This is a genomic window from Nocardia sp. NPDC050630, from assembly GCF_044457245.1.
Classification (GTDB): Bacteria; Actinomycetota; Actinomycetes; order Mycobacteriales; family Mycobacteriaceae; genus Nocardia.
Genome location: NZ_JBITGN010000001.1, coordinates 306,911 through 328,879 on the forward strand (window position 1 = coordinate 306,911; position 21,969 = coordinate 328,879).

The window sequence follows — 21,969 nt, forward strand, 5'->3', positions numbered from 1 at the left end:
GAAATTCCTTCTCGCTCAGACGGATGCGGGAGACTGTTGCAGCAGGGTGCACAGCCGGTCCCGATGGACGGTGACGCCGCCGTAGAGGACGGCGTCGGCCTCGGCTCGGCGCAGGTAGAGATGCAGGTCGTGCTCCCAGGTGAAGCCGATACCACCGTGTAATTGCAGGGCGCGGGCCGTGACCTCCCCGGCGGCGGAGGAGGTATAGGAGGCGGCGACGCATGCGGCGCGCGTGGCGTCATGGGCATCGGCGGCCATCGCCGCGTAGTAGGTCGCCGCGCGGGAGGCGTGCACGAACGTCGCCATATCGGCGCACGCGTGCTTCACGGCCTGGAAAGTGCCGATCGGCCGCCCGAACTGCACGCGGGCCCCGGTGTATTCAACGGTGAGTTCCAGCATGCGCGCCATGACCCCGAGGGCGTCGGCACATCGCAGCACCGATGCGTAGTCGAGCAGCCATTGCACCTCGGCGGCTCCGACCTCGAGTCGGCACTTGGCCGGAACGTGCACTTGCTCGAGTCGGACCTCGTAGAACGCGCGCGTCAGATCCAGGACCTGCTGACGCCGCACGGTGATCCCGATGCTGTCCCGGTCGACGAGAAATGATGTCGGAACGCCTTCGTGCCGCGCGGTGACCAGCAGCCAGCGGGCGCCGCCCGCATCCTGTACCGCGGTCTTGACCCCATCGAGGATGAACCCATCCCCGGCGGCCCGGGCCTCGGCCTGTACCCCGTCCAGCGTCCACGGTGCCCGCGGTTCAGCGAAAGCCCAAGTGGCCCAACCAGATCCCTCGGCGAGCGCGGGCAGTACCTCGGCCCGCAGTGCGGGGTCGCCCGCGGTGGCGATCGCAGCGCCGACGATGGCAGTCGATACGAACGGGCCGCGCCCGAGCCCACGGCCGATCTCCTCGGCGACGAGTGTCAGCTCGACCAGACCCTGACCCGCACCGCCGTACTCTTCGGGCAGAGCCAGACCGGGCCAGCCGAGCTCGGAGGTCAGCTGCCACAGCTGCGGATCGACGTCTTCGTCGCGTTCCATCCAGGTCCGTAACGTCTCGATCGGCGCCCGGTCCGACAGTAGGTCGCGCGAGGCAGCGCACAACATCGTCTGCTCGTCGCTGAGCTCGAAGTTCATCAGTCACCACCCGATGCCGAAGACATAAACGCCATTGCGAAGGTATCCTTTTTTACATCGCGAGTCGAGATCCACCACGCTTTTCGCCTCGGATCTTTCAGGCAGCGCGGTAATAGAGTACAACGAATTATATGACTGATGCCGTTTTGCTCTCCGCCTGCCGCACCGCCATCGGCACCGCACGCAAGGGAACCCTGCGCGATACCAGCGCCTTCGATCTCGCCACCGTCGTTGTCCGGGAGGCGGCGCAACGCAGCGGCTTACCGCCCGAGCTGATCGATGACGTCGTACTCGGCGAATCCATTGCCGGTGGCGGCGATATCGCCAGGTATGCCGCGATCGAGGCGGGGCTGACGCACGTTCCCGGCTTGGCGCACAACCGCCACTGCGCCTCCGGATTGGCCAGTGTGGCGACCGCTGCGGGGAGCGTGCTGGCCGGGATGGATCGTGCGGTGATTGCCGGTGGGACACAGTCGTTCTCGACGGCACCCGTCGCACGGCGGCGGATTCCCGGTACCGACGACTGGCAGGACCCATGGAGTTCGCCATCGCACGTGTCGACGCCCCAAGCGCCGAACAACGATATGGCGATGCTCGTCGGCTGGAATACCGCGCGGCTGGCCGGGGTGTCCCGGGAGGAGATGGACGCCTGGGCTCTCGGGTCGCACGAGCGGGCCGTCGCGGCGATCGATGCAGGCCGGTTCCTCGACGAGATCGTCCCGGTCGAGGTCACCGATCGGGACGGCGGGGTATCGGTCTTCGACGTCGATGAACATCCGCGCCGAGGTTCCAGCATGGCGAAACTCGCCGCGCTGAAGCCGCTGCACCCGGAGATCGAGGGTTTCTCGATCACCGCCGGTAACTCCAGCGGATTGAACGACGGTGCGGCCGCGGTGGTCGTCGCCAGTTCCGAACTGGCCGCCGAACATGGGCTCGCACCGCTGGCCACGGTGCGGTCGTGGGCCAGCGTCGGCGTCGATCCGGTACGCACGGGCCTGGCACCGATCGATGCGATCCGAAAGGCGTTGGACCGAGCCGGAATCGGCATCGGCGATGTCGATCTGTTCGAGATCAACGAGGCCTTCGCGTCGGTGACCGTGGCGGCCGTGCGGGAGTTGGGTCTGGATCCCGAGCAGGTCAATCCGTTCGGCAGCGGTTGCAGCCTCGGGCACCCGATCGCGACCACCGGCACCCGAATGGTGGTGACCCTGGCCCACGAGTTGCGCCGCCGCGGCGGCGGTACGGCGGTCGCGGCGATGTGCGCGGGCGGCGGCATGGGGTCGGCACTGGTTCTGACGGTCTGACAGCGCCCTTCTCGGGCGTTGCCGGTTCACAGACGACGGTGTGCACGTCGGTTTCCGATCTAGCGTCTCAGCACGACGCGTCCGATGCCGACGGTTGGGACGTCACCGCCGAAGCCGTAGCGCGGGTAATGCGCAGCGAAGACTTGAAAGAAGGTGTTTGCCGCATTCCTGGAAAAGCGCCCACCGCAGTGGCGGGGGCGCTGACCCGGTCAGGCGACGTTGGCGGGTGCCTTCTTCACGGTCTTGTCGAAGCCAACGACATCGGCCAGGGTGCCGCCCAGGATGACCGCGCGCTCGTCATCGGGAACCCCGTCGAAGTTGAAGTCGATGCATTCCTTGCTGCTGCGGAAGGTGCCTTCCGCGTGTGGATAGTCGTTGCCCCAGATCACGGTCGACATTCCGGTGATGTGGCGGGCCTTGACGGCCACCGGGTCGTCGGCGAACTGCACATGGATCTGGCGCTGGAGGTATTCGCTGGGCGCGAGCGGGTAGGGCCATTTCCCGTTGATGGCGAACAGTCGTCCCATGGTCGGCTGGTCGTTCGGCGGGCGGGTGTCGTCCCAGAACCCGAGCCACCAGTCGGCGTCCTGGCCGATACCGGTTCGCCAGGATTTGTCCATCATGCCCATGAACGAGACCAGCCAACCGGCCCCGAACTCGGTCAGGTTGAAGTGCAGGTCAGGGAATCGTTCACAGACACCGCCGCCGATGAGGGATGCGATGATGCCCTGCGGGCTGGCCGATGCGGTGTTCCCGCCGCCCATGGTCCGGCCCGCGACCATATCGTCGGTGAGTTGTCCCTTGCCCATATTCATGGCCGTCATCAGGCCCTTGACGGTGGTCGCCGTTTCCGACACCGACTCCTTGACCATCACCCCGCCGGTGGCGACGTGGAAGAACACCGGCAACCCGTGCGCCTGCGCGGCGGCCCACACCGGGTCGTACTCCCGCGACCAATAGGGCAGCGGTGGGATCTCCGGCAGTAGCAGGGCGCCCAACCCCATGCGCGCACATCGCTCGATCTCGGCGACCGCATCCGGAATGTCGGTGAGCGGGATCGCCGCTGTCGGGCGCATTCGATCCTTGTATGGGAGATACCGTTCGACGAGGTAGTCGTTCCACGCCCGCGCGTGCGCCATCGACAACTCGTGGTCATCGGTGAACAGGACGAACAGCGACAGGTTCGGGAACATCACCGAGGCGTCGACGCCGTCGAGATCCATATCCCGGATGATGTTCTCCGGCTCGCCGTCCGGTGTTCGCCCGCCGAGCTGGCGGTACTTGGAGATGGTCCAACCGTCGAACCCGACGGTGTGCAGCTTCTTGAACTCGGTGTGCCCGCCCGCCACGATCGGTTCGTCGAGGGTGAACTCCTCCTCCCAGAGGGCACGGTCGCGAAGATGTTTGGGCAGCCGGGTTTTGAACAGGTCGACCGGCTCGATGATGTGCGTATCGCCCGATACGACGAAGAAATCCGACACGTTGGCACCTTGCTTTCTTGGCAGTTCCGCGCGCGGGCGCGAGTAGAGACTTGGCCTCAATACTGAGACTGAGTGTCAGAGTAGCTCGCAGTGCTCAGTTATGTCACGAAATTGCAAAGGGTAGCGTCATGCCCATGAGCGGAACCAAGCGCACGAGATTGATCGCCCGTGCCGCCGTGCGAGCCGACCTGGCGCAGGTCGCCTACGAACTGACCCGTGAGCGGGGATTCCACAATGTCACCGTGGATGACATGGCCGCAGCTGCCGGGGTATCCCGCAGCACTCTCCTGCGCTATTTCGGCAGCAAGGAGGAAGCGGTGCTGAGCGCCTTCGACGCACACGCCGACCGGTTCGCGGACGCGCTGCGTGCCCGGCCCGCCGAAGAGGACGACTGGACGGCGCTGCGCCGGGCATTGGCCGGGGTCACCGAGTTCTATCTGGAGGACCCGGTTGCCGCGCTCGCCATGACGCGACTCATCTTCGACACTCCGGAGTTGTCCGGACGGCAGTTGGAAAAACAGCACAGTTGGCGACCCGCCCTCACCGCGGCCCTGGCCGAGCGGGCGGGCGTGTCGGGACCCGTCCCCATCGCGGTGGAGATCAAGGTCGCCGCTGCGACGAGTTGCCTGAATATCGCCGTCGAGCGCTGGTCGGCGTCCAATGGCGAACTCGATCTGGCGCAGTTGCTCGATGAAGCTTTCGACGCGCTCTCGTCGGTACGCAACGGGCACGTGCTCTAACGGGTCGGGGGTCGCCCGATGCGAGGCGGCCCGCAGAAGGGAAGGGGTAGCCAGGTTAGTCGCCGAGAAGGCTTGCGGGACAGGCGATCTTCTCCACCAGCGGACCGATGGCGCCGTTCTGGATCACCGCGTCCCCGTCTTTTGGGCCCCGCGGCAGTAGATTTCGCGCGCCGGGGTTTGAAGGACCTCCCGCGGATGTCGGTGGGTGCAGGGGGTGACGACATCCGCGGGAGGTCTGGCCCACCGACCGGACGTGGGCTCGATGGGTGACGGCCGTCGGCGGGGGATTGGGGTGTTGCGGGAGTGGGTTATTCGGCGTGGTCGGCGCCGCCACGCGCGGCTGCTCGGCCATGCCGCAGCATCACCGCCAGGATCAGTGCGATCACAGCGGTGCCCAGTGCGAGCCAAAAAGTCTGGGTGTAGCCGCTGTCGCCGAACACCTGCGGTATCGGCTGGACGGCGTGGTTGCCCATGACGTCGATGCTCGCCTTGATCGGGTTGTTGTTGAGCAAGGCAGTGACAATCGCGAGGGAGACCGACGTGCCGAGGTTGATGGTGACACCGAGCATGCCGGTACTGATGCCTTGCTGTTCCTGCGGTACCGCGTCGACGACGAGATTGGCCACGGCGGCGTAGAAGAAGCCGAACCCGATCCCGGACAGCGCGTAGAACACCGAATAGGTGGCCCAGCTGTAGTCGACCAGAATGTAGCCCAGGCCCGCGACCACGTTGACCGCGAAGCCCAAGATCGCCGGTATGCGGGCGCCGTATCGGTGCGCGAGCCAGCCGCCGAGTGGGCCGGCGATGACGGCGACGAGCCCGGCCCAGAGTCCGACGTGCAGCGCGTACTGCAACATGGTGAAGCCGTTGCCGTAGCTGTAGCTGGGATCGAGGACCACCTTCACCATGTCGACGGGGAGCGTAGCTCCGGTCATCTCATGGGCTTTGGCCACGACACCTTGTGCGACCTGGTCACGCAGCCCGTCGGCATTCGGGGTCTGGGTCATGTACGCCAGCGTCAATGGCTGTATCGCGATGATGCCTACACCGAAGAAGGACATCAGCAGCACCATGCTGACCTTGGGGTTCAACAACAGCCGCAGGTCGACCATCGGGCGGCTCACCCGGGTTTCCACCACGAAGAAAAGTGCCAGCAGCAGCAGTCCGCCAACCAGCCAGGCGATGCTGGTTGCCCGGCCCCAACCCCAGCTTTGGCCGTTGTCCAGGTAGAGCAGAACCAGCAGCGTACCGGCGGACAGCAGCACCGCGCCGAAGGGATCGATCCGATCGCGTACCCGCAGCTTGGATTCGGGGACCACGAGCACGACGAGCAGCGTCATCACGGCGGTGAAACCGCCCAGACCCCAGAACAACGACCGCCAGGAGAAGTGGTCGAGCATCACACCGCCGATCACCGGCGCTATCGCAGCGGCAATACCGATCCCGGCGCCGACGAAGCCGAGCGCGGTCGCCACGAACCGCCGAGGCATCAGATCTCGGATCAGGCCGAAGGCAATGAACTGGCTGGCGACGGCGAACGCCTGCAGACCACGTCCGATCAGGAATAGCGTCCAGTTGTCGGTGACCGCATCGATCAACGAGCCGACGACGAACAGCACGCCGCACGCCACGAACAACCGCTTCTTGCCCGAGATGTCGCTCATCTTGCCCAGCAGCGGTGTCGCGGAGGCACCGACCAGGCCGATCAAGATGACCACCCAGTTGATGTTGGCCCCGACGTCGGGGAAGGTGGCGCTCATATCGTGCAGTGCCGGGGTGATCATCGTGTACTGCACGGGGACGACCTCGGTCATCAGCACGATGAGCGCGAGGACCGCGTAGATGCGAAGTCGCGAGGCGTTCTCGAGCCGACCGGTGTCGACGGCGACGTCGACTTCATCCGGTGGAGGAGTGGTGGTAGCGGACATAGAACGCTCCAGGGGGAGAAACGATGAGATGGGAGTCACATGAGGCGGCTCTTGGCGGCGGACGATATGAGGTCGCATCCGTCGTCCGCGCATTCGTCCTACTCACCGGAAATTCCTGCATATCCTTGCGGCGACCTTTGGTGATGAGGTCGAGACCGGGGCGCGGCGGTAGTGGTTGTCGCACTGAGCGGTGTCGCACCGATGAGCTTCGAGCGCGCTTTGCCCGCTGAGCGGAACAACGGATATGCGATGCGTCATCGAGGGCTTTCATGTGTCTCCCAACACACCCCCTTCACAAGGACGCACTATGACCCACCTGTTCGTTCGCCGTGTACTGGCCACCGCCGGGGCCATGGCAGTGGTTTCGGCGACTGTCATCGGTTGTTCCAGCTCGAACGACGACTCCGCCAGCACCACCACGACGGCCACGAGCGCCGCGGCGGCGCAGGCCACTTCCGCGCAGGCCGATTCGAACGACCCGGCGGTCAAGGAAATCACCGACGTCTTCGTCGCATTCTTCGACGGGAAGACCCCCGCCGACACGAAAGCCGGTCTCGTGGAGAACGGTTCGATCTTCGCCCCGACGCTCGCGGCGCAGGCGAGCAATCCGATGGCCGCCGGTTCCACGGCAACGGTGTCCACTGTGAAACTCGACGACAGCACGCATGCCTCGGTTACCTACACCGTCCTGATCAACGGCAACCCGGCCCTGCCGAATCAGGCGGGCAAGGCCATCAGCGTCGACGGGAAGTGGAAGGTCGCCGCGGCGACCTTTTGCGGTCTGCTGAAGTTGCAGGGGGGCGCTCCGGCCAGCTGCTGATCGTCGCGATACGGGTCGGTAACTCGGTTTTCTACTGAGTGAGACGGCGACCCGCGAAATTCGTGCGGTCAATAGCATCGGCCATGAGCGCAGCGCCTGGTGAAACTCGACCAGTCTGCATGGGATCCGTTGTTGTCCAAGATTTTTCGTATCACACGCCGAGTATCGGGCGGCAGCGGGTCGCCGATGCTCATTCGGCCGTCGATGAAAGGCATACACGCTGTGGTGAATGAATTAGTTGGCAAAGTCGCCATCGTTACCGGCGGCGCGGCTGGAATCGGTGCGGCCATTGTCGAACTGTTCGCGGCCGAAGGCGCCCGGGTCGTCATCGCCGACCGGGATTCGGATGGCGGTGAACAACTGGCCGAACGCCTCGGCGCGGACGTCATCTTCACCAAGACCGATGTCGCGGATCCCGAGCAGGTCACCCAGCTGGTCGCCACCGCCGTCGAGCGATTCGGTGGTCTCGACATCATGGTCAACAACGCGGGCATTTCCGGTGCGATGCATGCCGGATTCCTCGACGACGATCTCGCCGATTTCCATCAGGTGCTCGGTGTCAACCTGCTCGGTGCGATGGCGGGAACGCGGGAAGCGGCACGCCGTATGGTTGCCAACGGGGGCGGCTCGATCATCAATGTCTCTTCGATCGGCGGTATTCAGGCGGGCGCGAGCGTGATGTCGTATCGCGCATCCAAGGCGGCGGTAATACATTTCACCAAATCGGCCGCGATGGAATTCGCCGCCGCCGATATCCGAATCAATTGCATCGCACCCGGAAACATTCCGACATCCCTGCTGGCCTCGGCCGTCGCGAACATGAGTGCGGAGGAAGCCGAAAGATTTGTCGGCGCCGCCCGCGAGATCATGCGAAATACCAAACCGCTGCGGCGAGACGGCGAAGCTCGCGATGTCGCCGAGGCCGCGCTGTATTTCGGCAGCGACCGGTCGGCGTATGTGACGGGCACGATCCTTCCGGTCGACGGTGGCACCGTCGCGGGCATGAAGAGCCAGGTCAAGGACGTTCGATGAAAGTGATTGTCGACCAAGACAAATGCCTCGCCAACGGTCAGTGCGCGCTGTACGCCGGCGACGTATTCGACCAACGCGACGAGGACGGCGTCGTCGTGTTGCTGAACGAACATCCGGCGCCAGACCGGGCCGACGACGTCCATCAGGCCGCTGCGGCCTGCCCCGCGCGCGCCATCCATATCGAGGAATGACGGAGACCATGTCCGAAACATCGATCGGTACCGCCACCGACGCCGCTGTGCCCCAATATCCGATGGAGCGCTCGATGCGCTGCCCCTTCGCACCGCCACCTCAGCTGCTCGATATGGCCGCCGCGAAACCGCTCAGCAGAGTACGGATCTGGGACGGCAGCGAGCCGTGGGTTGTCACCGGATACACCGAAGCGCGGTCACTGTTCTATGACCCGCGGGTCAGCGTCGACGATCGCCGCCCCGGATTCCCGCACTGGAATGAGGGCATGAAGGCGATGTCGCACTCGCGTCCGGCGTCGGTGTTCAACCGGGACCTGGACGAACACGCCCGGTACCGGCGCATGCTGACGAAACCGTTCGCGCTCAAGCGGGTCGAGGCATTGCGGCCGGTGATCCAGAAGATCACCGACGAACATATCGACGCCATACTCGCCGGTCCGCGACCGGCCGATATCGTCGCGGCGCTGGCCCTACCGATGCCGTCGCTGGTCATCAGTGAACTGCTCGGCGTCCCCTACGCCGACCACGAATTCTTCCAGCGTCACAGCGATGTCGGGCTGGGTCGATACACCACCGCGGAGGAGTCGCAGCAGAACGTCCTCGGCTTGCTCAACTATCTGGCGGAGCTGACCGAGGTCAAGGCCGAGAATCCGGCCGAGGACGCGGTTTCGGATCTGGCGGAGCGGGTCAAGGCCGGTGAGATCGATAAGTGGGAGGCCGCGATGCAGGGCGTCGGCCTGCTGGTCGCGGGCCACGAGACCACCTCGAACATGATCGGTCTCGGCGTGCTCGCCCTGCTCGAGCATCCCGAACAACTAGCGGTCATCCGCGACACCGACGATCCGAAGGTGCTCGCCAATGCCATCGAGGAACTGCTGCGGTATCTCAGCATTATCCATACCGGGCAGCGGCGAGTTGCCATGGCGGACATCGAGATCGGTGGCGAGGTGATCCGCGCCGACGAGGGCATCATTATCGACCTGGCCCCGGCGAACTGGGATCCGAACACCTTCCCCGAACCGGACCGGCTGGATGCCGACCGTGCGAATGCCAATCAGAACATGGCATTCGGACATGGGCGGCATCAGTGCGTCGGCCAGCAGCTCGCCCGCGCGGAGCTGCAGATCGTCTTCCAGACACTGTTCCGGCGCATTCCGACGCTGCGGCTGGCGACGACCATCGATCAGATCGACTTCAAACACGACCGGCTGGCCTTCGGGGTCTATGAGCTGCCGGTCGAGTGGTGACCAATTCCGACAAGAAATGCATGGAGGCAAGTGATGTCAAGCCCGACGAAGAACGTCTCGTTATATCCACCCGAGGGCTACGGCGCGCCGAAGAACCGGCAAGGTCACGCCACAGGTGACGTGGGTCTGCCCGCAGGGACGGAGGTGTTCTCAGCCGATAATCACATCTCGCTCTCGGACGATATTTTCTTCCAGTACCTTCCCGAGGAACTGAAGGCTCAGGCGCCGCGGATCTGGTATGAGGAAGGTGCCTATCAGGTCGGCGCGGCCGGACATTCGTTCCTGCCGCCCGAATTCAGTGCCGTCCTGATGCAGTACGACGACCTCGTCGGCGCGGCCAGCGGCAACCTCGAGGCCCGTATTCAGCAGCTTGCCGAAGACGGCGTTTACAAGGAACTGGCGTTTCCGAACGCCGTCTTGGCGCTGTTCTTCCATTCCGACAAGGAAATGCGCGAGCGCTTGTTCCGGATCTACAACCAGTACATGGCGGGCCTGCAGGAGCGCTCCAAGGGGCGGTTCTACGCCGCGGGGCTGATCAACTGGTGGGATCCGGCCGGTACGCGCCGGACCCTGGAAGAGCTGAAGTCGTTGGGGCTCAAGACTTTCCTGCTGCCGCTCAACCCGGGTACGGACGCCGACGGCAACCAGATCGACTACGCCAGTACGGCGATGGACCCGGTGTGGGACGAGATCGAAGCCTCGGGCGTGCCCATTTCCCATCACATCGGGGAGACCGGGCTCAAGGCTCCCTGCGAGTTCAACACCCTCGTGGTCGGGATGATGGTCAATGTCGACTCCTTCCGGGAGATGTTTGCCAGGTACATCTTCTCCGGCATTCTGGACCGGCATCCGAAACTTCGGATCGGCTGGTTCGAGGGCGGGATTTCCTGGGTTCCCTCGGCACTGCAGGACGGCGAACATCTGTATGCGTCCTACCTGCATATGTGCGAGCCGAAACTGAAGCACGACGTCCGCTACTACTGGAACAAGCATATGAGTGCCGCGTTCATGGTGGATCCGCTCGGCTTGCGGTTGATCGACCAGATCGGCGTGGACAACGTGATGTGGTCCACGGACTATCCGCACAACGAAAGCACTTTCGGCTATTCGGAGAAGTCGCTGCAGCTGGTAATCGACGCGGTCGGCCCGGAAAAGGCAGCACAAATCGTCAGCGGCAATATCAAGAAGTTCCTGGGTATCGAATGACTAATTCTCCGACAGCGGTAGGGACGGCGGTCCAGATTCCGGACGAACCGGATCGCGCCCGCATGCGGCGCGAAACCGGAGCTCGGTTACGGGCGGCGATGGCGGAGCAGGGCGTGGATGCGCTGGTCCTGCTCGAAGATCAGTCCGTCATGTATGCGACCGGAGCGAGCTGGCCGCTCGGCGACGCCGGTTTGTCGCATATCGAGTGCCCGGTCGCGGTGGTCCTGGTTGACGACGAGTGGCCGCATCTGTTCCTGCCCTTCCGTGAGGGCGCGGCCACCGAAACCGAGCTGCCCGCGGATTATGTTCACGGACCGGTCTATCTCGAATTCGATGAAGGCGTAGCCGATTTCGCGCGGATCCTGGCCGAACTCGTCCCCAGCGGGGCGCGGATGGCCGTGGACCAATCCACCGGAGCGATGCGGCGCGCCGAGCAGAGATTGTTCCCGTCCGGTCCGCCCACCGACGCGGCACTGGTGCTCAGCACGGCCAAATTGGTCAAGACCCAGGACGAGCTGGCCTGTATTCGCACCGCGTGCAGGATTACCGACACCGCGATGGTCGATGTCCAGGCGGCGCTGGCACCCGGAATCCGCCAGATCGACCTCTCGGCGGCATTCGTGCGGCGGGCGTTCGAACTCGGCGCCACCGCTAATATCCTCGACCCCATCTGGCAGGTCATGCCGGAAAGCAAGCAAGCAGGCGTCTGGACCGTTCACGACGATCTTGCGCTGCCCCTGCTGACGACCGAACGGGAGCTGGTACGCGGCGATGTGCTGTGGACCGACGTGAGCATCAGCTACGGCGGCTACTGCTCCGACTTCGGCCGGACCTGGGTCGTTGGCCAGGACCCCACCCCGCGGCAGCAGGCGCAATTCACCAGATGGCGGGCGATCTTGGACGCGGTGCTCGCGGTGACTCGCGCCGGAGCCTCGCTGAATGACCTGGCCAGGGCGGCCATCGACGCCAACGGCGGCGAAAAGCCCTGGCTGCCCCACTTCTATCTGGGGCACGGTATCGGGGTCGGCCCCGCCGAGATGCCCATGATCGGCACTGACCTGGGCGAAGACTTCGACAAGAACTTCGTCCTCGCACCGGGAACGGTGGTGGTGCTGGAACCGGTGGTGTGGGAGGACGGCACCGGGGGCTATCGCAGCGAGGAGATCATCGTGATCACCGAGGAAGGCTTCATTCCGTTGACCGACTACACCTACGCCCCCTATGGCAACTGAAATCCTGGCCGACGAACGCGCACTCCGTCTCGGGCGACGGGCGCGCGTGCTGGCCCAGATGGAAGCCCACGACCTCGACCTGCTCGTATTGGGCAGGCAGGCCAATATTCGCTACGTCACGGGTACACCGCAGCTGTGGACCGCCGGAACCAGACCATTCGGTCCCGGATGCGTCCTCGTCCGTGAAACCGGCGACATTCATCTGTTGAGCACTTGGGACGAAGGCGTTCCCGAGGACATTCCGCACGAGAACCTGTACGGGATCATGTGGAATCCGCTCAACCTCGTGGGGGTGCTGCGCCAGATCGGCGGTGCCGCCACCGCCAGGCGGGTGGGCACCGATGCCCTGTCCCCGCTGTTCTCCCAGTTCCTGCCGATGGCATTCCCACAGGCGGAGCTGGTCGACGGCGAGCAGGCCATGCGGGCCGCCCGGCGGATCAAGACTCCCGAAGAAATTGTGGTGCTTCGGGATTCGATCCGCATCGCGGAAGCGGGCCTGGCGGCGGCGGTCGCCGAACTGCGGCCCGGGGTCACCGAGAAGACGCTGACCGGAGTCATGCTGCAGGCCATGGCGGCTGGGGGCATGAGTACCCCGGCCACTCAGGACGCCGCATGGGTGACCGCACCGGATCACCCGTGGCGGCGGGCGCCGGGTGATCGGCGTGCGCAGGCCGGTGACCTGGTTGCGTTCTCCGCGGGAGTCATCGGAAATGGCTACATCGCCCAGATCGGCCGGACCTGGCCGACGTGGGCGCCGAAAGACGGCACAACCGCGCTCTACGAGCGGTGGGATCAGCTCTGGTCGCGCCTGCTCGGTGCTTGTCGGCCGGGTCGACTCGCCAGCGAATTCCTGAGTGCTTACGAAGCCGCGGGCGAACCGCTGCCGCCGCTGCCGGTGGCCCATGCGCTGGGGCTGGGATTCGACGCACCCGTGGTATCGCCGCGACTTCCGGCAACCGCTGCCGCGGAGTATCTGGAACCCGGGATGGTGCTCGCCGTAACCGGTTATGTCTGGGAGCAGGGTATCGGTGCGGTCTTCGGGCGGGAGATGGTGCTGATCACCGCCGATGGCCCCGAGGTGCTGACCTCCGGTCCGTCGTGGAACAGCAACGCGGGCATCGCGATCGGAGCGGCGAATGAGTGAGCCCGCGCCTTCCGCGGAGGAAATCATCCTCTACGAGAAGGATCCCAAGACCAAGATCGCGACGATCACGTTCAATCGGCCCGACCACCTCAATGCGCCGACCATCGCCGCTCGCGTGCGCTATGCCGATCTGTTGCACCGCGCCAGTGTCGACGATGACGTGAAGGTACTCGTAATCCGTGGCGAGGGCGATGATCTCGGCACCGGTGCCGATTTGCCGGAGTTCATGGCGGCGCACACCAACCCCGATCAGGGGCCCAAGCTCGCCGAATTCCGTATCGGCGCGGACGAAGTCACCTATCCGCCGCAGAATTCGTTCCGGCACGGCGCCACGCTCAGCTCGTGGTATGCCAACTCCCACTCCGGAATTCGCAGTCTCCAGGATTTCAAGAAGATCAGCATCCTGGAGGTGAAGGGTTACTGTTACGGGTGGCACTTCTATCAGGCCGCCGACGCCGATCTGGTGATCTCCTCCGACGACGCGCTGTTCGGCCATCCGGCCTTCCGCTATGTCGGGTGGGCGCCGCGCATGTGGTGGTGGGCGCAGACCATGGGTCTGCGTAAATTCCAGGAGATGGTGTTCACCGGGCGGGCGTTCACCGCCGCGGAAATGTACCAGTGCAACTTCCTCAACAGTGTCGTCCCGAGGGACCAGCTGGAAGCGGAAGTGGACAAGTACGCACAGGCCTGTGCCAGCAACCGGCCCACGGACACCGTGTTCATGCAGAAGTCCTTCTTCGAGTTCATGAAGCAGTACCAGGGCGAATACCTGGGCAGCATGATCAGCGGACTCTTCGAGACGGTCGGCGGCTTCGCGGCACCCGACACCGACGACATGATGTTCGACCAGGCCATGAATCGCGGAATCAATAACGCGGTCAAGGACAACGACAGCAAATTCCCGCCGGAATGGCGGCTGAGCAAGCGCGCTCGGGAGCGGAAGGACTAGCTCGTGGAACCGCTCGATGGTTATGTGGTCGTCGATTTCTCCAGTGGAATCGCGGGGGCCTACTGTACGAAGCTGCTGGCCGATGCCGGTGCCGAGGTCATCAAAGTCGAAGCGCCCGAGGGCGATCGGTTACGGAGCTGGTCGGCCTCGCACGCCGAAATCCCGTCGGGTTCCGACGGTGCGCTGTTCGGTTTCCTCGCGTGCTCCAAGCACAGTGTCGTCGCCGATCCGAACGACGCCGGTGAGATCGACTTCGTGGACCGATTGTTGGCTGGGGCCGACGCCGTGGTGTGGAGTCGCGGATCGCGGGTGGCGGAGCATCCGTCGTTCACACCGGAAGCCATCCACCACCGCCATCCCCATCTGACGGTCACCTCGATCACCCCATTCGGTCTGCATGGTCCCTGGCAGGACCGACCGGCGACCGAGTTCACTCTGCAGGCGTGGTCGGGCGGGATCATCGGGCTCGGCCGCGGCGCTTCCGACCGTGCCCCGGTCTACGTCGGAGGTCGAATCGGCGAGTGGGTTGCCGGGGCATATGCCGCCGCCGGCACCTTGGCGTCGCGGGCACGGATTCTCGACACCGGCGTGGGCGCGCTGGTCGACCTATCCATGCTGGAGACCCAGATCCTCAGTCTCACTTACTATTCCGTCACGTTCTTCGAGGCGCTCGGTCGGCTGATGCGCCCGGGACGAGGGCTCATGGTGCCCGGGGTGGCCAGTGCTAAGGACGGCATGGTGGCCGTCGGATGCGGGACCGCCCAGCAGTGGTTCGACCTGTGCGCGATGGTCGGCCACCCGGAGTGGATCGACGAGAGCGCGCCGTTCTCGATCAGCGGACGGGCGGGTGACCTGGCCAGTGAGATCGCGCCGTGGTTCGCCGAGCACACCGTCGAGGAAATCCGGGAGCTGGCAACGGCTTTCAGAATTCCCAACTCGTTGGTAGCCAATGGCGAGAACATCGCGGAGATGGAGCATTACCGAGCGCGTGGGTCGTTCGTGACCAACCCCCGCGACGGCTACACCCAACCCGCCCCACCGTACCGCCTGGGATCCGAGCCACCGCGCGCACCAAGGCCCGCCCCGCGTCTCGGCGAGCACGGGGAACGATATTCCACCACACCCCCGGCCGCTCGGCAGACGACGGCCACCGACACGGCGAAAGCGTTGCCCTTCAACGGACTTCGCGTACTGGATATGACAGCCTTCTGGGCCGGCCCGTCCTGCACACACTTGCTCGCCATGCTCGGTGCCGAAGTGATCCACGTCGAGTCGACCACCCGCCCCGATGGAACCCGGCTCATCGCCGGTGTCCCGCTCGGCGAGGAACAGTGGTGGGAACGCTCGCCGATCTTCTCGAGCCTGAACACGAATAAGAAGAGCATCACGCTGGACTTCCGGAGCGAGCGCGGACTCGAGGTGCTGCACCGGCTGATCCAGAACTGCGATGTGATCGTCGAGAACTACACCCCGCGGGTGCTCGAGCAGATCGGGCTCGACTACGACAAGGTGCGCACGCTGCGCCCCGACGCGATCATGGTCCGGATGCCGGGATTCGGCCTCGACGGGCCGTGGCGGGACAACCCGGCCTTCGCCTACATCATCGAGGATGCGTCCGGACTCACCTGGTTGACCGGCCATCCCGACCAGAACCCGGTCGAGCCGTTCTCGATCGGTGATCCGAATGCCGGTCTGCACGCCCTGAACGCGCTGCTGCTCGCACTGGAACATCGGCGGCGTACCGGCGATGGCATGCTCGTCGAGGCGGCAATGGTGGATGCCGCGATGAATGTCGCCGCCGAACAGGTGATCGAGCACTCCGCATACGGGCAACTGCTTGTGCGCGACGGTAATCGGGGACCGGAAGCGGCGCCGCAAAACCTCTACCGGACCGCCGATACCGACGAATACGGCGGCAACGACTCCTGGGTCGCGGTCGCGGTGGCCACCGATGAGCAATGGTCGGCTCTGCGCGATGCGATCGGTCGGCCGGACTGGGCGATGGAACTGGAGCTGTCCACCGCCAGCGGGCGTCGCGACCAGCACGATCTCATCGACAAGAATCTCGCCGCGTGGTGTGGGCAGCGCAGCGCCGGAGAAATCGTCCAAATCCTCTGGGATGCAGGCGTTCCGGTGGGCGAAGTCATGCAGCCGCATCGCATCGCCGAACTGCCGCAGCTCGAGTCGCGTGGCTTCTACGAGTACGTCGAGCATCCGGTGAACCCGACGGTCCGGCACAGCACGGTGCCGTTCACGCTGTCGGACGGTCCCGAACGCTGGCACACGCGCCATGCGCCCTTGTTGGGGGAGCACAACCAGGAAGTGCTGGCGGGACTCGGGCTCACTGCATCAGAGATCGCCGCACTGGAAGACGACGGTGTCATCGGGCGGGCGCCCGCAATGGGCAGGGGAAAGTGATGAACGACTGGGACCATACGACCGACTTCCTGGTCGTCGGCAGCGGCGCCGGGGTTGTTGGCGCACTGCGTGCCCATGCCCTCGGCAAAGATGTTCTCGTCGTGGAGAAGTCCGACCTGCTCGGCGGATCGACCTGCATGTCGGGCGGTGTGATGTGGCTGCCCAACAATCCGCTGATGCAGCGCGAGGGCGTGTCCGATTCGCTCGACACCGCCATGGCCTACTTCGACTCCGTCGTCGGTGCTGCGGGCCCGGCGTCGTCTCCGGCTCGTCGACTGACCTACGTCAACTCCGGAATAGATATGGTCGGGTTTCTCGAATCCGAGGGCCTGAAATTTCGGCGCTGCGAGGGATATAGCGATTACTACGCCGGAGTTCGGGGCATCGAAGGCGGATCCGCCCGGGGCAGATCAATCGAACCGGAGATCTTCGACAAGAAGAAACTCGGGGCGTGGTGCGATCGGATCCGGCCCGGCTTCGCTGGCAGCATGGTGATCTACACCGTGGAAGCGGCGCCGATGTCGTTGATGCGCACGCGAATCGGCATGGCAACCATCGCCAGGGTCGGACGACGCACCGTCGGCGGACTCATTCGGGGACAGAAGTTGGCGGCCAATGGCGCGGGATTGATCGCCCGGTTGGTCGACGCGCTGCTTCGGCGCGAGGTGCCGATCTGGACCGAGTCCGCGCTCACGGATCTCGTGGTCGAGGACGGCCGGGTCGTCGGTGCCGTCATCCATCGCGAGGGTCGGGATGTGCGCGTGCGTGCCCGGGACGGAATCTTGCTCGCCGCTGGCGGTTTCGCACGCAACGAGGCGATGCGTAAGGAGCATTCGGACGGGCTGCCGGTCGGTGCCGAGTGGACCTCGGCCAATCCGGGGGACACCGGGGAGGCGATCCGGATCGCGGAGGGTCTGGGAGCCTCGACCGACATGCTGGACGAGGCGTGGTGGATGCCCTCGTGGATCATGCCCGACGGCACCCCCGGCATGTGTCTGTCCGAGCGGTGCAAGCCGGGTTCGCTCATCGTCGATGCGAAGGGCCTTCGGTATTTCAACGAGGCGTGCTCATATCAGGAGGCCGGACAGCAGATGTACGCGCGGCACCGCGAGAACGGTGCGGCGATTCCATCCTGGCTGATCATCGATTCGCGCCACCGGTCGCGCTATCCGTTCGGGATGGCACCCGCGGGCTTCACGCCTAAGCAGTTGATCACCGGCGGTACGCTGAAGCGCGCTGACACTCTGGAAGACCTTGCACGCCAATGCGATATCCCCGCCGACACGCTCCGAGAGACGATCGATCGGTTCAATCTATTCGCCGAAACCGGCGTCGATGAGGACTTCCATCGCGGCGAGGGCGACCACGAGCGATTCTATGGCGACCGCACCCACCAGCCGAACCCGAGCCTGGGCCCGATCGAGAAGGGGCCGTTCTACGCCGCCGCGCTGTACCCCGGAGATATCGGTACCAGCGGTGGACTACTTTGTGATGAGTTCTCCCGGGTATTGAATACGGATTACGAGCCGATTCCCGGGCTGTATGCGACGGGCAACTGCACGGCCTCCGTGATGGGACGCAAGTATCTCGGAGCGGGCGCGAGTATCGCGGCGTCGGCGGTATTCGGTTATGTCGCAGCGGATCACGCCGCGTCGGATACCAGGGTGTCCTAGTGCGCCGTCCGAAAATGCCTGTGCGGCATAACCTCTCGTCATTTCGGCAGGCTTTCGATCGCGGGGGCGCGGTCGCGGGCCGAAAGCATGCCGGAATGCCAGGTTTCGGACCCGACTTCGCTTCACGAGGCATCAGCGACCGGCTCGTCCCGTACCGATCCATCACCGCCCTCGATTCCGAAAGTTGTTGAAGACATGCATCTCTCAGCGATGGTCGAGATGATCGAGTCGGGCTTCGCCGACCGTGTCCTGTTGGGCGACGCCGACCGGCGAGTGACCGGGGCGGAACTCGGTGCGCTGGCGAGGGCCGGGGCGGCGACGCTGCGCGATTCTCCCGCGCTTGTGTATGTGGGGGAGAACCACCCGCTACTGCCGGTCGCTCTCTTGGCGGCGGCGTGCGCGGGGGTGCCGTTCGTTCCGGTGAACTACCGGTTGGACGACGCTCAACTGAACAGTTTGATCGAGCGGCGACCCGACGCTCTCGTGCTGGCGGATGCGGCGACCGCGCCGCGAGTGGCGGCGCGGGCACACGTCTTCGACGACTGGCTGGCCGCTGTGCCCACCGACGCGCCACCCCTGGAGCCGCAGTTCGACGACGACACCGTGGCGGTCGTGCTGTACACCAGCGGCACGACGGCCGCCCCGAAGTCGGCACTACTCCGGCACCGCCACCTCATGGCCTACCTGCTCAGTACTGTCGAATTCGGCAGCGCCGATCCCGAAGAGGCAGTAGTGGTTTCAGTACCGCCCTACCACGTCGCAGGCGTCGCCAACATGCTGTCGAATCTGTTCGCCGGGCGACGCCTGGTTTACCTGCGCGCCTTCGATCCATCGGTCTGGCTCGACACGGTCCGCGCCGAGGCCGTGACCAATGCGATGGTGGTGCCGACGATGCTGGCGCGCATCGTGGACGCGGTAGGGGCCCACGGCGCGAACCTCCCGACGTTGCGCTCCCTGTCATACGGCGGCGCGAAGGTATCCGAACGCATACTGCGCGAGGCCCTTACACGCTTCTCGGATGTCGGTTTCGTCAACGCCTACGGCTTGACCGAAACAGCATCGACAATCGCCATCCTCGGCCCCGAAGACCACCGAGCCGCCCTGCTCTCCGACGACCCACTGATCCGAGCCCGCCTGTCCTCGGCCGGACAAGTGCTGCCCACGATCGAGATCGAGGTCCGCGACGACGATGGCCACGCACTACCACCGGGCAAATCGGGCATCATCTTCCTACGCGGCGAACAAATCTCCGGCGAATACGCCACCGGCAGCCTCCTGGACGCCGAAGGCTGGTTCTGCACCCGCGACAAAGGCCATGTGGATCCCGACGGCTACCTATTCATCGAGGGCAGAGCCGACGACACGATCATCCGAGGCGGCGAAAACATCGCCCCAGCCGAGATCGAAGAGGTTCTACTGTCACATCCGGCAGTCGCCCAAGCATGCGTGGTCGGACCGCCGAGTGACGAATGGGGCCAGACCCTCGCCGCAGCGGTAGTGCTCCGCGCAGGCGCTGTCGCAACCGATGAGGAGTTGCGCACCCTCGTCCGCTCGCGACTGCGCGGCTCGAAGACCCCGGAAACGATCGTCTTCCGAGATTCGTTGCCGCACACCGACACCGGAAAGCTACTGCGCAGGCTCGTGCTCGAGGACCTGAGCGCACCTTAGAGAGGTAAGAAACCCCATGGCACTATCCCTGAAGCCCGGCACACGCGTCTACAGCGCCGTCGATTCGACAGAACTGATCGTCGTCAAAGTCCCCGCTGACCCGATCGAACTCACCATCGGCGGCGCCCCCGCAGTGCTCTCCGCAGTGGAAAAGGACGCTGCCGCCGCCCCGGCAACCTCCAACGTCGGCACCGCAATAGGCAAGCGCTACACCAACGCCGACGCAACAGTCGAATTACTTTGCACCAAGCCAGGTCCCGGAATTCCCGCCATCGATGGCGAGGCGCTGGAGCTCAAGGCAGCCAAGCCGCTCCCGGCATCGGACTGACCGTCAGCACCGCCCGGTACTTCGGTGAGTCGGCGGGCAAGATTGCTTCCACCGGTGCGGTTGGTCGGCACGATATGCTACCGGGCCTAACGCTCCACAACCCGAACCCTGTGGTGGTGGAGGGTCCTGAGATCCGGACCAAGCCCGTCGGTATCCGCCGGACGGCCTTGAGTGATGATCGGCAAAAGCCTGGAGCTAGGGTGGTTGATTCACCTGCTGCCACACGAAGGATCGACTCCCTTCCTGATGACGAACAGCGCAAAGATTCGATGGGATAGCGCCAGGCACGCCTTTCTCGATCCGAACGATCACGTCCTGGCCGCCTACGACCCCCTCGCCGCCACGCGGGGGAAATTAGAAGAATTTCAGCACATCACCGCTGGTGAACTGTCCGAGGCACTCGGACACGCGGCAAAAAGTGTTGACGACATCGCCCATCCGACAGCGGCGATATCGATCAGTTACCTTCCCAGCGCGGTGGGCGTTTTCCGGTCGGCGTGGGCAGCGAACTATCCCTATCCCGAAGACATGCTTTCGATGGACCGGCGTGGAGATCGTGTCGACTTCACGATTGACGTGGTGTTGCCACGAAAATCTGATTTCACAGACAAGATCATTCGCTCTATGACCGAGCCGCTCCTGGCCGCCCGAGGCATGACCTGTGTCGAGACGAGTTTCTACAACGACACCAGGGACGGCGGTCTGTGCGAGCTGACCGTGCTACCGCCGCCAGATGCCACTGTCCGTGACATGGCCTTCATGGTGTCGCATCTACGCGACATCGTCATGAACGAGCCTCTATCCGCCACACCGACGAACGCCTTCGCGGCGATCGAATCCGGTGAGATCCAATTTCTGCTGGGCACAGTCGAGTCGGAGACGTTGGACGCGAAAGACGGCCACTACCCGAAGAACGACCGGGCTCGCGTTGTGATCGCCGGAGATATCGCGGCGTTCGCGAACTCGACCAAGGGCGGGATCATCGTTATAGGAGCCAGAACAGTGAAGGATCTCCACGGCCGCGACACACTCGCCGAGGTCAACGGGTGTGCGATTGATGTTGGTGCCAAGGACCGGTATATGAAGGCAATCGAGGCCCTCGTTTACCCCGAGATCGCCGGCATCAAGATGTGCCGCACTCCGGCAACTCTAGGCGAGGTCTTCGCGATACTGATCCCTGCGCAGCGCCCTGATTGCCTTCCATTCATCGTCCGCGGTGCTACCCAGAACGAGGGCCGGATGAGCTCGGCACTGTTCCAAGTTCCAGTACGCCGGGGCGACTCCAACGTTCCGGCCAGAATCGAGGACATCCATCGCCGCCTCCGCCGCCTCGACAAGGAAGAAGACGAATAGAGCGATCACGGCGAGCGAGACGGCCGCTCACATATCTGGTATCGCGGCATGTGGCGCCGTGGCATCCTTTACCAATGTTTGGGATCGAGTACGACACGGGCTTGTCGGCGATCCGAATGCG

Annotated in this window: 18 protein-coding genes; 15 read left to right on the top strand and 3 right to left on the bottom strand. The window is 64.6% G+C overall.

Annotated elements, in window-relative coordinates:
• Positions 1–15 precede the first annotated feature (15 nt).
• A complete protein-coding gene (locus ACIBG0_RS01190; RefSeq protein WP_397028119.1) occupies positions 16–1,134 on the bottom strand; it encodes an acyl-CoA dehydrogenase family protein in 1,119 nt (372 codons plus the stop codon).
• A gap of 131 nt (positions 1,135–1,265) precedes the next feature.
• Here ACIBG0_RS01190 and ACIBG0_RS01195 point away from each other — a divergent pair, with 131 nt between their 5' ends.
• The gene (locus tag ACIBG0_RS01195) at positions 1,266–2,438 is read left to right on the top strand and encodes a thiolase family protein (protein ID WP_397028121.1); all 1,173 of its coding nucleotides are present in this window, start codon (positions 1,266–1,268) and stop codon (positions 2,436–2,438) included.
• A gap of 209 nt (positions 2,439–2,647) precedes the next feature.
• Here ACIBG0_RS01195 and ACIBG0_RS01200 read toward each other — a convergent pair whose 3' ends face one another.
• Entirely contained in the window at positions 2,648–3,919 is a 1,272-nt protein-coding gene (locus ACIBG0_RS01200) for an amidohydrolase family protein (RefSeq protein ID WP_397028123.1), read from the bottom strand.
• 134 nt (positions 3,920–4,053) lie between these two features.
• On the opposite strand from ACIBG0_RS01200, the gene ACIBG0_RS01205 reads away from it, so the two are divergent.
• Positions 4,054–4,659: a TetR family transcriptional regulator gene (locus ACIBG0_RS01205; protein WP_397028124.1), complete on the top strand. Its 606-nt coding sequence runs from the start codon at positions 4,054–4,056 to the stop codon at positions 4,657–4,659.
• 308 nt (positions 4,660–4,967) lie between these two features.
• Here the strand turns inward: ACIBG0_RS01205 and ACIBG0_RS01210 are convergent, their stop codons facing one another.
• A complete protein-coding gene (locus ACIBG0_RS01210; protein ID WP_397028126.1) occupies positions 4,968–6,587 on the bottom strand; it encodes an MFS transporter in 1,620 nt (539 codons plus the stop codon).
• 307 nt (positions 6,588–6,894) lie between these two features.
• Here ACIBG0_RS01210 and ACIBG0_RS01215 point away from each other — a divergent pair, with 307 nt between their 5' ends.
• From ACIBG0_RS01215 to ACIBG0_RS01275, 13 genes are all read left to right on the top strand, one after another.
• Positions 6,895–7,407 carry a hypothetical protein gene (locus tag ACIBG0_RS01215; RefSeq protein WP_397028127.1) on the top strand — a complete coding sequence of 171 codons (513 nt, stop codon included), beginning with the start codon at positions 6,895–6,897 and terminating at the stop codon, positions 7,405–7,407.
• A gap of 222 nt (positions 7,408–7,629) precedes the next feature.
• Entirely contained in the window at positions 7,630–8,439 is an 810-nt protein-coding gene (locus tag ACIBG0_RS01220; RefSeq protein WP_397030151.1) for an SDR family NAD(P)-dependent oxidoreductase, read from the top strand.
• Complete coding sequence (locus ACIBG0_RS01225) at positions 8,436–8,630, top strand: ferredoxin (protein WP_397028129.1); 195 nt, start codon at positions 8,436–8,438, stop codon at positions 8,628–8,630. Before ACIBG0_RS01220 ends, ACIBG0_RS01225 begins: the two co-directional genes overlap by 4 nt.
• Positions 8,631–8,638: 8 nt before the next feature.
• The gene (locus ACIBG0_RS01230; protein ID WP_397028131.1) at positions 8,639–9,877 is read left to right on the top strand and encodes a cytochrome P450; all 1,239 of its coding nucleotides are present in this window, start codon (positions 8,639–8,641) and stop codon (positions 9,875–9,877) included.
• Between the two features lie 33 nt (positions 9,878–9,910).
• Positions 9,911–11,083 carry an amidohydrolase family protein gene (locus ACIBG0_RS01235; RefSeq protein WP_397028132.1) on the top strand — a complete coding sequence of 391 codons (1,173 nt, stop codon included), beginning with the start codon at positions 9,911–9,913 and terminating at the stop codon, positions 11,081–11,083.
• Positions 11,080–12,315 (top strand): M24 family metallopeptidase, encoded by a 1,236-nt coding sequence (locus tag ACIBG0_RS01240; protein ID WP_397028134.1) that lies wholly within the window; start codon positions 11,080–11,082, stop codon positions 12,313–12,315. The genes ACIBG0_RS01235 and ACIBG0_RS01240 overlap by 4 nt, the downstream gene beginning before the upstream one ends.
• Entirely contained in the window at positions 12,305–13,459 is a 1,155-nt protein-coding gene (locus tag ACIBG0_RS01245; protein ID WP_397028135.1) for a M24 family metallopeptidase, read from the top strand. The genes ACIBG0_RS01240 and ACIBG0_RS01245 overlap by 11 nt, the downstream gene beginning before the upstream one ends.
• Positions 13,452–14,408, top strand: coding sequence for an enoyl-CoA hydratase/isomerase family protein (locus ACIBG0_RS01250; RefSeq protein WP_396958152.1), 957 nt, complete (start codon positions 13,452–13,454; stop codon positions 14,406–14,408). The genes ACIBG0_RS01245 and ACIBG0_RS01250 overlap by 8 nt, the downstream gene beginning before the upstream one ends.
• 3 nt (positions 14,409–14,411) lie before the next feature.
• Positions 14,412–16,826 (top strand): CaiB/BaiF CoA transferase family protein, encoded by a 2,415-nt coding sequence (locus ACIBG0_RS01255; protein WP_397028136.1) that lies wholly within the window; start codon positions 14,412–14,414, stop codon positions 16,824–16,826.
• Positions 16,826–18,499 carry an FAD-binding protein gene (locus tag ACIBG0_RS01260; protein WP_397028138.1) on the top strand — a complete coding sequence of 558 codons (1,674 nt, stop codon included), beginning with the start codon at positions 16,826–16,828 and terminating at the stop codon, positions 18,497–18,499. Before ACIBG0_RS01255 ends, ACIBG0_RS01260 begins: the two co-directional genes overlap by 1 nt.
• A gap of 195 nt (positions 18,500–18,694) precedes the next feature.
• Positions 18,695–20,167, top strand: coding sequence for a class I adenylate-forming enzyme family protein (locus tag ACIBG0_RS01265; RefSeq protein WP_397028140.1), 1,473 nt, complete (start codon positions 18,695–18,697; stop codon positions 20,165–20,167).
• 16 nt (positions 20,168–20,183) lie between these two features.
• Positions 20,184–20,495, top strand: coding sequence for a hypothetical protein (locus tag ACIBG0_RS01270; protein ID WP_397028142.1), 312 nt, complete (start codon positions 20,184–20,186; stop codon positions 20,493–20,495).
• A gap of 171 nt (positions 20,496–20,666) precedes the next feature.
• Positions 20,667–21,848: a helix-turn-helix domain-containing protein gene (locus ACIBG0_RS01275; protein WP_397028143.1), complete on the top strand. Its 1,182-nt coding sequence runs from the start codon at positions 20,667–20,669 to the stop codon at positions 21,846–21,848.
• Positions 21,849–21,969: the final 121 nt, after the last annotated feature.

Excerpts from the sequence above, each read along its gene's own strand:
- ACIBG0_RS01195 (WP_397028121.1), top strand. The coding sequence starts at position 1,266 with ATGACTGATGCCGTTTTGCTCTCCGCCTGCCGCACCGCCATCGGCACC.
- ACIBG0_RS01205 (WP_397028124.1), top strand. The coding sequence starts at position 4,054 with ATGAGCGGAACCAAGCGCACGAGATTGATCGCCCGTGCCGCCGTGCGA.
- ACIBG0_RS01250 (WP_396958152.1), top strand. The coding sequence starts at position 13,452 with ATGAGTGAGCCCGCGCCTTCCGCGGAGGAAATCATCCTCTACGAGAAG.
- ACIBG0_RS01270 (WP_397028142.1), top strand. The coding sequence starts at position 20,184 with ATGGCACTATCCCTGAAGCCCGGCACACGCGTCTACAGCGCCGTCGAT.
- ACIBG0_RS01225 (WP_397028129.1), top strand. The coding sequence starts at position 8,436 with ATGAAAGTGATTGTCGACCAAGACAAATGCCTCGCCAACGGTCAGTGC.
- ACIBG0_RS01190 (WP_397028119.1), bottom strand. The coding sequence starts at position 1,134 with ATGAACTTCGAGCTCAGCGACGAGCAGACGATGTTGTGCGCTGCCTCG.
- ACIBG0_RS01265 (WP_397028140.1), top strand. The coding sequence starts at position 18,695 with ATGCATCTCTCAGCGATGGTCGAGATGATCGAGTCGGGCTTCGCCGAC.
- ACIBG0_RS01235 (WP_397028132.1), top strand. The coding sequence starts at position 9,911 with ATGTCAAGCCCGACGAAGAACGTCTCGTTATATCCACCCGAGGGCTAC.
- ACIBG0_RS01210 (WP_397028126.1), bottom strand. The coding sequence starts at position 6,587 with ATGTCCGCTACCACCACTCCTCCACCGGATGAAGTCGACGTCGCCGTC.
- ACIBG0_RS01215 (WP_397028127.1), top strand. The coding sequence starts at position 6,895 with ATGACCCACCTGTTCGTTCGCCGTGTACTGGCCACCGCCGGGGCCATG.
- ACIBG0_RS01245 (WP_397028135.1), top strand. The coding sequence starts at position 12,305 with ATGGCAACTGAAATCCTGGCCGACGAACGCGCACTCCGTCTCGGGCGA.
- ACIBG0_RS01240 (WP_397028134.1), top strand. The coding sequence starts at position 11,080 with ATGACTAATTCTCCGACAGCGGTAGGGACGGCGGTCCAGATTCCGGAC.
- ACIBG0_RS01260 (WP_397028138.1), top strand. The coding sequence starts at position 16,826 with ATGAACGACTGGGACCATACGACCGACTTCCTGGTCGTCGGCAGCGGC.
- ACIBG0_RS01230 (WP_397028131.1), top strand. The coding sequence starts at position 8,639 with ATGTCCGAAACATCGATCGGTACCGCCACCGACGCCGCTGTGCCCCAA.